Source organism: Clostridium sp. YIM B02569 (genome assembly GCF_022320765.1).
GTDB classification, from domain to species: Bacteria; Bacillota; Clostridia; order Clostridiales; family Clostridiaceae; genus Clostridium; species Clostridium beijerinckii.
The window spans coordinates 58,841-74,279 of record NZ_JAKJJX010000002.1 but is presented as its reverse complement, the minus strand read 5'-3'; the positions used below and the strand labels follow the sequence as shown (position 1 = coordinate 74,279).

12 protein-coding genes are annotated in these 15,439 nt (G+C 31.1%); all 12 read right to left on the bottom strand.

The annotated features are described in order from the left end of the window. Positions 1-31 precede the first annotated feature (31 nt). Complete coding sequence (locus L3B96_RS02060; protein ID WP_238858667.1) at positions 32-736, bottom strand: hypothetical protein; 705 nt, start codon at positions 734-736, stop codon at positions 32-34. Between the two features lie 290 nt (positions 737-1,026). Next, the gene (locus L3B96_RS02055) at positions 1,027-2,469 is read right to left on the bottom strand and encodes a glycoside hydrolase family 1 protein (RefSeq protein ID WP_238858666.1); all 1,443 of its coding nucleotides are present in this window, start codon (positions 2,467-2,469) and stop codon (positions 1,027-1,029) included. A gap of 424 nt (positions 2,470-2,893) precedes the next feature. Continuing rightward, complete coding sequence (locus L3B96_RS02050) at positions 2,894-3,589, bottom strand: manganese catalase family protein (protein ID WP_105411629.1); 696 nt, start codon at positions 3,587-3,589, stop codon at positions 2,894-2,896. Positions 3,590-3,912: 323 nt separating this feature from the next. Then, the gene (locus L3B96_RS02045; protein WP_012060987.1) at positions 3,913-5,019 is read right to left on the bottom strand and encodes a DUF362 domain-containing protein; all 1,107 of its coding nucleotides are present in this window, start codon (positions 5,017-5,019) and stop codon (positions 3,913-3,915) included. A gap of 384 nt (positions 5,020-5,403) precedes the next feature. Then, the gene (locus tag L3B96_RS02040; protein ID WP_238858665.1) at positions 5,404-6,195 is read right to left on the bottom strand and encodes an AAC(3) family N-acetyltransferase; all 792 of its coding nucleotides are present in this window, start codon (positions 6,193-6,195) and stop codon (positions 5,404-5,406) included. A gap of 24 nt (positions 6,196-6,219) precedes the next feature. Beyond that, positions 6,220-7,071: an AraC family transcriptional regulator gene (locus L3B96_RS02035; protein ID WP_012060992.1), complete on the bottom strand. Its 852-nt coding sequence runs from the start codon at positions 7,069-7,071 to the stop codon at positions 6,220-6,222. A gap of 46 nt (positions 7,072-7,117) precedes the next feature. Continuing rightward, positions 7,118-8,167, bottom strand: coding sequence for a Gfo/Idh/MocA family oxidoreductase (locus L3B96_RS02030; RefSeq protein ID WP_012060993.1), 1,050 nt, complete (start codon positions 8,165-8,167; stop codon positions 7,118-7,120). Positions 8,168-8,198: 31 nt separating this feature from the next. Further along, positions 8,199-9,170, bottom strand: coding sequence for a sugar phosphate isomerase/epimerase (locus tag L3B96_RS02025; protein WP_238858664.1), 972 nt, complete (start codon positions 9,168-9,170; stop codon positions 8,199-8,201). A 34-nt stretch (positions 9,171-9,204) separates the two neighbouring features. Further along, positions 9,205-10,305 carry a Gfo/Idh/MocA family oxidoreductase gene (locus L3B96_RS02020; RefSeq protein WP_238858663.1) on the bottom strand — a complete coding sequence of 367 codons (1,101 nt, stop codon included), beginning with the start codon at positions 10,303-10,305 and terminating at the stop codon, positions 9,205-9,207. Between the two features lie 509 nt (positions 10,306-10,814). Next, on the bottom strand, positions 10,815-12,179 hold the full coding sequence (gene rlmD, locus L3B96_RS02015; protein WP_238858662.1) for a 23S rRNA (uracil(1939)-C(5))-methyltransferase RlmD: 1,365 nt from the start codon (positions 12,177-12,179) through the stop codon (positions 10,815-10,817). Positions 12,180-12,815: 636 nt separating this feature from the next. Continuing rightward, complete coding sequence (gene pyk / locus L3B96_RS02010; protein ID WP_017212224.1) at positions 12,816-14,237, bottom strand: pyruvate kinase; 1,422 nt, start codon at positions 14,235-14,237, stop codon at positions 12,816-12,818. Between the two features lie 144 nt (positions 14,238-14,381). After that, complete coding sequence (gene pfkA / locus L3B96_RS02005; RefSeq protein WP_012061003.1) at positions 14,382-15,338, bottom strand: 6-phosphofructokinase; 957 nt, start codon at positions 15,336-15,338, stop codon at positions 14,382-14,384. Positions 15,339-15,439: the final 101 nt, after the last annotated feature.

Here is a 15,439-nt window from a genome sequence, read left to right as displayed (position 1 = left end):
ATCTCTTTAAAACTAAATCCTCTGAAAAATCTTAATTCGAAAGTCTAGTTGCTAAATTCTTTATTTTAAATAACACTTTTGATGAATCTCTTGATATTGCTATTCCAACAAACAAAGTTATTAAAACAGAGAAAATTCCCAACACAACAAATTGAATTTTAGTAAAATCTATAGATTCCTTCATGTTGACCTGAGTTTCACTTGCTGCCTTTTCCATTACATCTGTTATCTGATTTATATCCTCCCTAGATTCAGCAAACTTTTTATTAAACTGTTCCTTATTTTTTACCTCTCCTGTATCTACATCAAAACTATCTAACCAGCCTTGATAATTGCTTTGAAATTCATCATAAAGTTCAAACACATTTTTGTTGCTTTCATTATGTTTAATATCTTGTAAAGATGCCTTAATTGGAAGTAACATATTTATAGCATTGCTTGTTCTATCTTTTGCCTGACCTATGTTATCTTTTAAATCTTTTATATTCTTATTCTTATCAGATTCACTTATGTTCGTATTACTTAAATTATTCTGAGCAACAAGCGCCTGATACATATCTCTATCTGCATTTAGTATAAGGCTATTTACCTTATATAATTTTTCATAATACATATCTGTTAATGTTCCATAAGTGTTTGTGATTTTTAGTATTCCTTCTATAGACAAAAATATAACCGCAATCAATGGTATTATTACCATCAACATCAATTTTGTTCTAATCTTTAAATTCTTCAATAAATTCCCTCCCTTTAACAACAAATTTCTTATTTTTTATTTTCAAATTCCTTCTATTTTTCAATAATAATATTATTAAAATAAAATATAGTTATTAAATTCTACACAATCTTACTAATTCCTTTCCATTTTTGTATTCTATTTTAAAAATTTAGTATTTATAATCTTATATAAAGTTATTAATCAGCTAATTCTTTTTAACATTAATTTATAAAACAAAATAGATAAGTTTAAAGGAGTTATTGATAAAATCAACAACTCCTTTAAGCTTATCTATAAACTTACATATTTTATAATTCTTCTCCATTTGTCTTTATGACATTTTCATACCAATAATAGCTATCCTTCTTATAACGATTCATTGAAGCGCCTTCTTCTTCTTCACGATCTACGTAAATGAAACCATATCTTTTTTGATAGCCATTCAACCAACTTAATAAATCTGTTATAGACCATGTACAATATGCAATCACTTCTGATCCCTCATTAATAGCTTCTTTTAATTCTTCTATATGTGCCTTCAAGTACGCTATACGATAGTCATCATGAATTTTATTATCCTCAGTCTTTTTGTCAAATGCACCTAATCCATTTTCAGAAATAACTATTGGTAAATCATATCTACTTGTAATAGTTCTACAGCACATTCTTATACCCATAGGATCTATTGTCCAATCCCAGTCTGTAGTTTTTAAATATGGGTTTGGAGGATTTTTAAATAATCCAGGAGTTCCACTAACTTGTGCTGATCCTTTTTTTCCTGTTGTATTCATTTCAGCCATTCCAACGCCATCAATTGGGTTATACTCAACGACTGCTGTTTGGTAGTAATTAACTCCCATAAAATCTACTTGAGCTGCTGCCTTCATAAGTTCCGCATCCCCATCTTCAAATACAGGTGCTACCCCTTGACCTTGTAGATATTTTAATGCAGCTTTTGGATATCTTCCGTATGCATAAACATCCATCCACCAAAATGATTGTAAATCATCATAATCTGCTTTTGCTATATTATTTACTGGATTGCAGTCTATTGCATAGCTAGGTGAAAACGCAAAGCTTGCCCCTATCTTACCATCTGGCACTATTTTTCTAAAAGCAAGCACTGCTTTTGCATGAGCTAAATTTGCATGATGATTTACTTGATAGAACATCTTTAAATCATTCTTCTTTCCTGGTGGATGCACTGCCATTACCCATCCAAGACTTGTAAATATGTTTTGTTCGTTTAATGTTATCCAATACTTTACTTTATCTTTATAGCGCTTAAACAAAGTAATAGCATAATTCTCATAATCATCAATTATGTTTCTACTTTCCCAACCATTATATTCTTCCTGTAAAGCTATAGGTAAATCCCAATGATATATTGTAACCATTGGCTCTATTCCATATTTTAGACATTCATCAATTACATTGTCATAAAATTCTAATCCCTTCTCATTAACTTCACCTTTTCCTTTTGGATAAATTCTTGGCCAAGATATAGAGAATCTATATGTTTTTAATCCCATTTCCGCCATTAATGCAATATCTTCTTTATATCGATGATAATGATCAACAGCTACATCACCATTTGTTCCTTTGAATGTTTTTCCTGGAATTCTTACAAACTCATCCCAATTACTTCTTCCTTTTTCATCCTCTTCTGCAGCCCCTTCTACTTGGTATGCAGCAGATGCACTTCCCCATAAAAAATCATCTGGAAAACCATGTTTTTCTTTAAAATACATTCCTTTATCCTCCTACCAACAAACTTTCTATTATATCTTTATTAAAATTCTTTCAACAAAATACTATCCTTATTATTAACGACTACTTACAACTCTAGACTACCACAAACTTATTGCACTTGTCCATATAATTTATAACTTTTATTTTAAAATGTAATGTCATTTACTTAATAATATTATTATTTAATACGCTTTTATAAAACTCTACTATCCTATATATGTTGTGATAGTAAATTTACATTTAAGTCTCTGGTAAGCTACAAGCTGCGTTATTAATATAATTTATAAGCTTAATCGCAATATATATTAATTTTTCAAAGTACAACTTATGGATTTTTTAATATAATCCATTTACTTCAATATAATAAAATAATCCTATGCAAAATTAATAATACATAATTTCGGCATAGGATCTTTATATTTGCTAAGACCTAGTAGTTTTCCTACTATTTTCACGTGGATTTTTAAAGCTAGGAGGTGTTGGCTCAGGATTGTCAAAATACCTTCCAGGAGTTGATAAGTCAAAGTATAATCTAGAATCCTTTGTTACACCAAAATCTTTATTTGATGCTCTATCTTGCACCTTATTTAATGCTTCTCTAAATAGTGCATTGTGTGCTTCCTCCCTGTTTAATAGAAAATCTATTGTCTCTTTTACGTATTTATCATTAATTTGACGATATAAATATTCATATACAACCTTTGCTCTTTGCTCAGCTGCTATATCAGATAATAAGTCTGCTGCAATGTCTCCTGTAACATTAACATAATCTGCAGTCCAAGGATGTCCTGATGCATTAATAAGTCCTGGTGCAAGACCTGTCAATACGTGAGTTTCTATTTCTCCTCCAGGAGTCTTAGTATAATCAACTTCATGTCCATTTAGTAAATTTATAGTTTGTGCTACCATTTCCATATGGCTTAACTCTTCAGCTGCAATATCTAAAAATAAATCATGAATTTCAGGATCTTTTACCCTAAAACTCTGTGAAAGATATTGAAGTGCTGCCTTTAACTCACCATTTGCACCACCTAGCTGTTCTTGCATTAATACAGCATATTGTGGATTTGGTCTCTCTACTTTTACATCTCTAAGTAATGGTTTTTCGTGTTTAAACATTGTACTTGCCTCCATTCATCTCAGTTAAAATTATTTACAAAGTTAGTATTTAATAATCCAATACTTATTATTCAAAACTCTAAATACATAACTGTGATAAATTTACATTTGGTATTCTAGAACGTTATCACTTTTAGTAGAATTACAATACTGAAACTAAATTACAAAATGTATAACGCTTTTCTACTTGATTTAATGTGTATTTTTTTAATTTATTAAACAAAAATACCCGCATCTCTGCAGGTATAAATTTATATTTTTTTATTTGTGGCTTACTAAAATTAAAGCATATAATTTCTAAAGCTTCAGAAATATATTTATCTCTAAATTGTTATCAACTCATATTCCTTACTGCCTAAGCCTAATTCCACAGCATAGTCAATAGCAACTTTCCAGTCTGTTTCTGGACTAACATTAGTAAAGTGATCATTGTGCTTACAACCGCTCTTTTCAAGAAGGCTACCTTTCATAACTGGCTGCTTATTTACTGCGTCTGCACAGGCTACATCTAATGCTACTGGATCAAAGGATGCAAACATACCTACATCTGGAACAATCGGTACATCATTTTCCGCATGACAATCACAATATGGTGATACATCAATTACCAAGCTGATATGAAAATTTGGTCTTCCATTCAATACTGCCCATGAATATTCAGCTATTTTTTTATTTAAAATATCATTTGATTCATCTGATGCTGGCATAACCGCATCCATTGGACAAATTCCTATGCAACGACCACATCCAACACATTTGCTATGATTGATGAGTGCTTTTTTGTCTGTTAAACTTATTGCACTATGTGCACAGTTTTTAGCACACATACCACAGCCAACACATTTATCTTCATAAACGCTAGGTTTTCCACTACTATGCATTTCCATTTTTCCTGCGCGCGAACCGCATCCCATACCTATATTTTTTAAAGCGCCTCCAAAACCTGTTAACTCATGTCCTTTAAAATGATTTAATGATATGAATATATCTGCATCCATAATCGCATGACCTATTTTAGCTTCTTTTACATATTTTCCACCAGTAACTGGAACTAAAGCTTCATCAGTCCCTTTTAACCCATCTCCAATTAATATATGGCAACCTGTTGAAAACGGACTATATCCATTTTCATATGCTGAATTTAAATGATCTAAAGCATTCTTTCTGCCTCCTACATATAGAGTATTGCAGTCTGTTAAAAATGGATTTCCTCCTAATTCCTTAATAGTATCTACCACAACTTTAGCAAAATTAGGGCGCAAAAATGCTACATTTCCTGGCTCGCCAAAGTGAATCTTAATTGCTGCATATTTCTTCTCAAAATCAATTTGATCAATTCCTGCACTCTTAATTAAACGTTTTAACTTCTGTAATAAATTTTCCTTAGCTGTTGCTTGCATATTAGTAAAATATACTTTCGATTTTTCCATTCTAAGTCCCTCCCAATTATTTATAAGCTAATGTACTAATTTAATTATAGATTTTAGAGTTAACTCTAAGTCAATACATATAGTAAAAAAATCTGATAAAATGAAAATTTAATTTCTTGTCGGAAAGGATAAATTCATCTTAGCCGAAGTTAGTCTTGCACTATTTTTTGTAAAATGAAAAAGTAATACTCCTTAAGAAAACTGGTAATGTTAAAGCTGGAGACATTGTTTTAGATATTAAATAATTATTGAGAGCGAAATAATATTTAACTAAACATATAAGAAATTTTAGCTGCTATTATTTTAAATATAGAAAATCACGACATTTGATTATTGATTGTCGTGATTTTTTTAATTTGCTCATTATAATATTACTTTATATGATTATTTTCTATTTCTTTCAATCCATTCAACTGTAAAATCTACAATTTCTCGTTGCCTCATGAATCTTACATCCGCATTCCCTATTTTTGTATTTTCAACTCTATACTTTTTCTCAAAATCAATTCCTATATCTATAAAATCTTCACCATCAACATATAACGTTGAATACGTAACCCATTTACGCTCGCCATCTTTCATCATTGCACAACTGTTTTTCTCCATATGCTTTGATGGATAATCAGCTCTTTCATCTGCTAAATGAATAGATGTATTTTTATCGTATCCAGTTCCTAATAGTAATACATATCCATCTAAATCATATAATTTCCCAATTGGAGAACTTTCGCCAAAAATATCGCTTAAATCATGGTTGTTTATTAAATATTGTGCATTTTTTCCCCATGCAGCAAAAGACCTTACAGGATGATCACTTCTTAAAACACCTGGCCACTTTCTAAACATTTCTGCTACTGCTCCCATTGTATTTGTTGGAGTAATATCCTTATCATAAGCTGGCCAATTATCTCTTATAATATCCCACCACTCTATTGGTTCCTCCCAATGTACACCATATGTTGGGTCCATGTTTTTCCATGTCTGTGTAGGCATAATTATAGTTCCATCTTTTCCAACTAAGTCTATTAACGCCTCAATTATGATTTGTGGGCCTCCACAAACAAATCCAAAGCTTTTCATTGAAGTATGAACTATAATATTTTGTCCATTTTTTACACCAAGTTGTTGCAGCGCATTTACTATATCTTTTTTAATTACAATTTTTCTGTCACCCATACCCTTTCCCTCTCAATTTAATATTTAGTTTTTATTATCTCTTCTATATTTCATAGGCGTGCAACCTACTATATTTTTAAATAGCCTATTAAAAGTTTTAATGCTATTAAATCCACAGTTATAGGCTATCTCTGCAATAGTTTCATCTTCCTCAATTATACGCCACTCTGCTTTTTTAATTCTATAATTATTTAGATAATCTAAAAATGTCACTCCAGTATTTTCTTTGAAAAACTTTGTAAAGTAATATTTACTAAATCCTATGGACTTTGAAATGTCATCTAAGTCAATACGCTCTTGATAATTAGTATCTACATATTGAAATACACTATCCATTTTCTTTAATCTTTCCTTTTCACGGCTTAAGTCTTCAGATGAATATGATTGCTTAGGCATATATCTAATTAGTATACCTGCCAGATCATATAATCTAGCTTTTATTATTAACTTATATCCTTCCTCAGCCTTACTATATTCATTGATAATCTCATTTATGTGCCTCTCCATTAGTGCGTGAATTTCATTCCCCATAGTTAAATGTATTGATTGATTCCACATAGGTTTTATTATTTTAGTATCTTTCGTTCCAGAAAGAAAATTATCATATATGGAAGTTCTAAATTGTATTACAGCTCTATTACTGAATTTTTTCTCTTTAAAAAAACAATGTATTTCTCCACCACCAATTATAAGTATGTCACCTTGCGTTAAATCATAAGTATCTCTGTTAATACATGCCTTTAGTGTACCTTCCACAAGATAAATAATTTCTATATCTTCATGCCAGTGATGTGGTGTATTAGAATACCCATCATTAAAAAACAATCTAAAAGGAAATTCAGATTCTAATACTGTTTTTTCAAAACTCCCATGCATAAATATCTCCTCCAAAATAATTACAATTAAGCTTCTTGATTAATTTCTATAACTCTATCACTTTCTTCTTGATAACTGATTCACGAATACTCTCCATAAGCTTAATAACCCTCATTACCTCTGTATTCTTTACAAGAATTTCTTCTTCTCCTCTTATAGCTCCCATAACATTTCTATAAAAGTCCTTAACATCAGAATTAACAATTTTAAGTGCTTCTTCTTTAATTGTTTCCTCTGTCCTAGGCGCCATAGTTTTTGTTAATCCGGCAGCTGTTCTAATAGGAATTGCATCATTTTTACTGCTATCAGTAATACGAACGACTTTGCCTCTTAAATTCCAATCATCTATTACAGCTGTGCCATTTTGACCTAACACATACCAGCGCGGTAAATTTATAAAATTACTTGTTCCAACTTCTACAACGTAAATTAATCCGCTTTCAAATTCTAACTCAGCAGTAAATCCATCATCCACAAGTTCATTGGTAACATGAGTAAATCTAGCATATACTGATTTTATCCTTTCATTAATCATCATGCATGCCTGGTCAATAATGTGAACACCCCAATCTAAAAGCATTCCACCACCATGTTCTTCTTCTTGTCTCCAATCACCTGGTATGCCACGAGATCCATGTACTCTGGACTCTATTCTAAAGACATTTCCTAAGATAGCTTCATCATATATCCTTTTTACAGTTAAAAAATCCTCATCCCAACGTCTATTTTGATGAACAACCAAAACTTTATCCATTCCTTCTGCTATATCTACCATCTTCTTAAATTCTAAAGATGACATTGCTGCTGGTTTCTCACAAATTACATTTTTGCCAGCTTTTAATGAACTGATTACTATCTCTTTATGTACATCATTTGGTGTTGCACATAAAACAATATCTACTTTCTCATCTTCTAAAAGCTCTTTAAAAGAATTATACGGATTTATTCCATGCTCTCTAGCAAACGCTTGTCTATCTTCTTTAATATCATAAGTACCGCAAACAGTCAAATTATCAATTCCTTCAATTAGCTCACGATGCCAATTTCCCATGCCTCCCAATCCAACTATTGCTAAATTTAACATCTCATTACACATTATTTTATTTCTCCCTATTAAATTTTTATAATTATGCCCAAAACATATCACCTTTAGCTTCAAAAATAATTGCATCCTTTAAACAATTTATTGCTTTTATCAACCCTTCTTCTGTTGTCATCAAACTATCCTCATGTTCTATACTCAACGCATGATCATACCCAACCATTCTCAATGCAGAAACAATGTCCTTCCAATAGCCAACATCATGTCCATAGCCGACAGAGCGAAAAATCCAAGAACGTTCAATTTCCTTACCGTAGTGGCCTACATCTAGCACACCGTTTATTGGACAATTGATTTCATCCATCTTTGTATCCTTTGCATGAAAGTGGAAAATGGCATTATGCTTTCCGAGCTCCCTAATTGCTGCCACTGGACTAACTCCTTGCCAAATTAAGTGGCTTGGATCAAAATTAGCACCAATTTCTGGTCCTACAGCTTCGCGCAATCTTAATAAACTTTTAGGATTATATACACAAAAACCAGGATGCATTTCAATAGCTATTTTATCTACGCCATGAGCCTTTGCAAATTTCACTTTTTCCTTCCAGTAAGGAATTAAAACTTTATTCCATTGATAATCTAATATTTCAATAAAATCCTCTGGCCATGGGCAAGTAACCCAATTTGGTTTTTGGGAAGTTTCACTGTCACCAGGACAGCCAGAGAAACAGTTTAATATTCTTACTCCCATTTTTTCGCACATTAAAATTGCATTAGTCAAATCATCATCGAATTTTTTTGCTATTTCCTTATTTGGATGAATTGGATTGCCATGACAACTAAATCCACTGATTTCTAAACCGCTTCTTTCTAAAATAGATTTAAATTCGGCAAACTTTTCTTCATCTTTTAATAAAATTACTGGGTCACAATGGCGTTTCCCTGGATAACCTCCGCAACCGATTTCAATTGTTTGTACACCTTTACTTGCCAAAAAAGAACAAGCATCTTCAAAAGATCTATCTTGTAAAACTGGATTAAATACACCTAATTTCATATAAATTCATCTCCATAAAATATAATATTATTAATTATTTAAAATATACAGCCTTACCAGTTTTAGCAGACTCATATATTGCTTCTAATATTTGAGTAACTATTAAAGCTTGTTCAGGCCTTACCACTAATTCATCACCATTAATAATTGCATTATAGAACGTACTTTGTTCTATATCAGGAGCATTATCTTCTTCTCCATCATAAAAAGCAACCCCAGTAGCATCTAGTGCAGGCTTTTCTATACATTGTTTATTATACTTAACAGAATTTATCCTCAAACCATCTTTCATATCAGCACCAGCTTTTGTACCACATAAAGAAGTTTTAGCTTCATCAACATCAAGACTATTTAGTGCCCAGCTTGATTCTAGATTTATTGTAGCGCCATTTTTCATCTTAATAAATCCAAAAGCTGAATCCTCTACTGTAAACATCTCTTTATCCCAATCGCCCCAAGCATTTCCTGTACATGTTTGATCCCCTAACTTGTGGTATACAGATCCTAGTACACACTCTGGTTCATAATTATTCATCATCCAAAGTGTTAAATCAAGAGCGTGAGTACCTATATCGATTAATGGACCTCCACCTTGTTCATCTTCATTTAAAAATACTCCCCAAGTTGGAACAGCTCTACGTCTTATTGCATGTCCTTTTGCATAATAAATCTCACCTAAATCACCATTTTCGCATGCAGCTTTTAAATATTTTGAATCTGCTCTGTATCTATTTTGATAACCTATAGTTAGGATTTTGCCAGTTTCTTGCGCTACTTCAAGCATAGCTTTAGCTTCAGCGTATGTTTTAGCCATTGGTTTTTCACACATAACATGCTTATCAGCTTTCATTGCTTCAATAGATATATAGCTGTGTGATTTATTTGGAGTTAAGACGTAAACGGCCTTAATATCTTTTTCTTTTGCTAAAAGAAGTTTGTAGTCAGTATAAATCCTACTTTCTTCTTTGCCATATTTAGCTTTTGCTTCTATAGCCTTTTCCTCTATCAAATCACAAAATGCTTCTATTTCTATATTTTGATTCTTTTTTATTGCTGGTAAATGCTTTCCGTTTGCAATACCTCCACATCCTATAATAGCAACCTTTAATTTCTTTTTATTACATGTATTCTCCATAACCATTCCCGACTTTCATAGCTTATTAAACCTTAAAGTTTGAAGTCAGTTTTTCACTTCCTTTCATAGTAAATTATCATAATTTATTACTCTTATGAATGATACGTATCATTGTCTTTCATAAATAATTCTATACTTAATTTTGTCTATTTACTCGCCATTAATTGCTTAGTTATTCTCAAATATTGTTTTGCGCATATTCTTTGAATGCTATGATACATTAATTTACCACTTTGGGTTGAAATCAAAATATATATTATCTATATTATAAATATTAATAGTTCATCCGATTTTATTTTCTCAAATATAATTTCCTTCCTCCATACATAATCCATTATTTAAAACCACATAAAAAGAAAAACCTTATTTTATTAAAATAAAGTCTCTTCTTTTCTCTTGCCTTATATTTTATTTTTTCTTATTTAGCGACGCTTATTAAATTAATTATTAGTGGTGATAAACTGATAGAATTGCCTCCACATAATCTTATGACTCGCTCATAATCCAAGCTATTTTCTAATTAATTTAGCTACTGTTTCCACATGTTTAGTATTTGGAAACATGTCTACAGGCTGTACTTCTATTGTTTTAAATCCCAACCCTTCTAAATGTTTTAAATCTCTTGCTAAAGTACTAGGATCACATGATACATACACTACTCGTTTAGGCTTAGCTTCTCCTATAGCATTTAGCAAATTGATATCACATCCCTTTCTTGGGGGATCCACAACTATTATGTCTGGTTTGATTCCATTTTTTATTAACTCTGGAATCACTTCTTCAGATTTTCCCACATAAAATTCCGAGTTGTCTATTCCATTTATTTCTGCATTATCTATCGCATTATCTATCGCCTGTTCTACTATTTCAACTCCATAGACTTTTCTTGCATTCTGAGATAAAAATAATGTTATTGTTCCAGCACCACAATATGCATCAAAAACAATCTCGTCTCCGCTCAGATCTGCATATTCCAAAGCTTTATTATAAAGTACTTCTGTTTGAATAGGATTTATTTGAAAGAAAGATAATGGCGAAATATTAAATTTATATTTACCTATATAATCAGATATATAATCCTGCCCCCACAAAGTTATACACTTGTCACCGAGAACTAGACTATTATTTTTAGTACTTATATTCTGAATTACTCCCTTTAAATTTTCAACCTCTAACCTAATATCCTTTATCAGTTCTTCTTTCTTTGGAATTTCCTTATCGGTAGTAATCAAAACTACCATAATCTCATTAGTTTTAAAACCCTTTCTCACCATTACATTTCTAATTAGTCCTTCACTAAAAAATAAATTATCTTTCCTAGCAGGTAATATAGAATACTTTTTCATCCAATTTCTTATTATTTTTATGATTTTATCAGTTTCTTCATCTTGAATTAGACACTTATCCATATCCACTACTTCATGTGTTTTTTCACTAAAAAAGCCCATTGAAAGTTCATTGTCTGTCAATGCAATTGAATATATTCCCTTATTTCTATATCTGTACGGAAATTCCATCCCTATAGTATTTTTAACTATATCCTCCGATAATCCACCAATTCTTTCTATGCAATCCTTAACTCTATTGTATTTAAATTTTAATTGTGAATCATAATTAGAATGCATTAAAGTACAACCACCACATTTTTCATAATAATTACATTCAGGTATAATTCTTTCGTCACATTTTCCCACTATATCTATAAGCTTTCCATAAGAATAATTCTTTTTATTCTTGATTATTTCTGTCTTTACAGTTTCCCCTATTAAAGCTCCTGGTATAAATATTGGATACCCATCTATCTTTGCGACACCCTCACCTTCATATCCTAAGGAATCTATTTTTACAATATACTCTTTATTTCTCTCTAACACATGTACACATCCTTCATTGTTAGTATCATTTCCTAACTATAATTTTCAAATCAATATTTAAAAATACTTTCTACATTTTATCATATCTTATTCATTTATTTAAGATATTTATAAATTCTTATATACAATTAAGAACAAACTCTAAACTATTAAATTCTCATTTATAATGGATATTATATTTAGACTTAACATTTCAATAACTTCCCATAAAAATCAAATAATTTGCTCATGCTAGAATTTATTTTATCAGGTAATAAATAATTAATGATAATTATGATATCCGATTTAATCAACCTCTTAGCGCCATTAAATCATATAATTTTCCTAAAATAAAAAAAGAGCACCTTGCGGTGCTAATACAGAATCAGTTGCCATTTAATTCCATAATCATTAAATTATTATTTCTCTTTTAGAGCAATAATATACATTATATATTAAATATCATATCTTTAAATGTTAATTTTTTGTTAACTTTATATATTCTTTAAAATTTGATTACATATTTATTATCTTGAGTGCATGTATATATTGGATTTTATGTTTATCGATCATTTAAAACCTTCCATGTAAAAAGGGACTTTGGTAAGATTCTTACCAAAGTCCCTTTATATATATTAAAAAATTATGTTTCAAATATTATTTTACTTCGCTAATCTTTAAAAGATTTGTTGCACCAACTTGGTCTACAGGAACTCCAGCTGCTAATACAACTATATCTCCTGATTTAACAAATTCATTATTTTTAGCTATTTCAACTGATCTTTCTAACATTTCATCAGTAGATTCCATTTTATCAGCAACTACTGGATATACTCCCCATGAGAATGCTAATTGTCTAGCAACTATTGGATCTGGAGTAACAGCTATAATTGGGCATTCTGGTCTACATTGAGAAATTCTCTTAGCAGTTGCACCAGTTTGAGTTGAAGTAATTACTGCTGCTGCTTCTAATTCATTAGCTGCATTACTAGCTGCTCTTGAAATAACTCCTGCTATAGCTGGAATATGTGTTTTAGCTTGAGAAACTGCTACTTTATATTCTAAAGATTTTTCAGTTTCTTCAGCAATCTTAGCCATTGTAGCTACAGCTTCTACTGGATAATCTCCATTAGCACTTTCTCCTGATAACATAATTGCATCAGTACCATCTAAGATAGCATTCGCAACGTCTGAAACTTCTGCTCTTGTTGGTCTTGGATTTCTCATCATAGAATCTAACATTTGAGTTGCAGTTACAACTGGTTTACCAGCTGCTTTACATTTTTTGATGATCATCTTTTGAACTGCTGGAACTTGTTCTATTGGAATTTCAACACCAAGATCTCCTCTAGCTACCATTATAAGGTCTGAAGCTTCTAAGATTTCATCTAAGTTATCAACACCTTCTTGGTTTTCTATCTTTGAACAGATAAGGATTCTTTCTCCACCATTTGCATCAAGTATTTCTCTGATAGTCTTTACATCAGATGCTTTTCTTATGAATGAAGCAGCTATCATAGTAACTCCAACTTCACAACCGAAGATTAAATCTGATTTATCTTTTTCAGTAAGAGCTGGTAATTGGATTGATACTCCTGGTACGTTAACTCCTTTATGAGTTCCAACGAATCCAGTGTTTTGAACTTCACACTTAATAGCGTTACCTTCAACAGATTTAACAGTTAATCCTACTAAACCATCATCTATTAAAATTGTATTTCCTGGCTTAACATCATTTGCTAGTCCTGCATATGTAACTGAACATTTAGTAGTATCACCAACTACATCCATATCTCCAGCATATACTGTAAATTCAGAACCCTTAGCTAATTCAACTTTCTTTGGTTCAAATTTACCAGTTCTTATTTCTGGTCCTTTTGTATCAAGAATTATTGCAATTTCTCTATTTAACTTCTTTGATAGTTCTTTAACTTTCTTAATTCTTCCACCGTGTTCTTCATGGTCTCCATGTGAAAAGTTATGTCTTGAAGCATTCATTCCTGAAAGAACAACCTTCTCTAATATTTCCATATCTTCACTTGCAGGGCCAATAGTACAAATCATTTTAGTTTTTCTCATTAAACTAACACTCCTCTTTCTTCGATTAGGCACATAAAATAAAATAATGTTACAAATATGCAAAATAAACAAGCATGTTGATTCATTATTTTTTGATTGTACCTTATTTATAAAATTTATATAAATAAACTATAAGCTAAATTATTATGATAATACTTGAGCAATATCATAAAGTTCTTTATCAAATTTGCTTTCCATATCAAGAGCTTCATCTATATCTTGGTCTATTATTTTATTATCTCTAATTCCTATTACTCTTGAAGTTCCACCTTTTAATAATACTTCTATAGCCTTTGCTCCCATTCTTGAAGCTAAAACTCTATCTGTAGCAGTAGGACTTCCTCCTCTTTGAATATGACCTAAGATTGTTGCTCTTGTTTCAATTCCCGTTACTTCTTCAACGTACTTTGCAAGTTCAAATGCTCCTCCAATTCCTTCTGCAAGCATTATTAGATTATGCATTTTTCCTTTATTTTTACCTTCTAAGATAGTTCTACAAAGTGCATCTTTATCAAATTCCATTTCAGGAATTATAATTGCTTCTGCGCCTCCGCAGATACCTGCATATAAAGATAAATCTCCGCAGTCTCTACCCATAACTTCTACAATTGAAACTCTTTCATGTGAAGTTGAAGTATCTCTAATTTTATTTATAGCATCTACAACGGTATTTAAGGCTGTATCAAACCCTAAAGTGAAGTCTGTGTAAGCTAAATCATTATCAATTGTTCCTGGTAAACCTATTGTTTTAATTCCAAGCTTTGATAATAATTTTGCACCCATAAATGAACCGTCTCCACCTATAACTACTAGAGCTTCAACACCATAAGCTTGTAATATTTTTGCAGCCTTTTTTCTTACTTCTTCATTCTTGAATTCAGGACATCTAGCAGTTCTTAAAATTGTTCCACCTCTTTGGATTATATCAGATACTGAATTTCTATCCATGCTGAATAATTCTCCATTAATAAGTCCACTATAACCTCTTTGTACTCCCATAACTTCAATTCCGTTATGAAGCGCAGTTCTTACTACTGCTCTAATTGCAGCATTCATGCCTGGTGCATCTCCACCACTTGTTAACACAGCTATCTTTTTCATAATATATATTTCCTCCTTAAAATACCGCAAAGGGACCTTAAATGACCCTTGTGTACATAATATAACCATAATTTATTAATCAAGAATTATTGTACATAAAT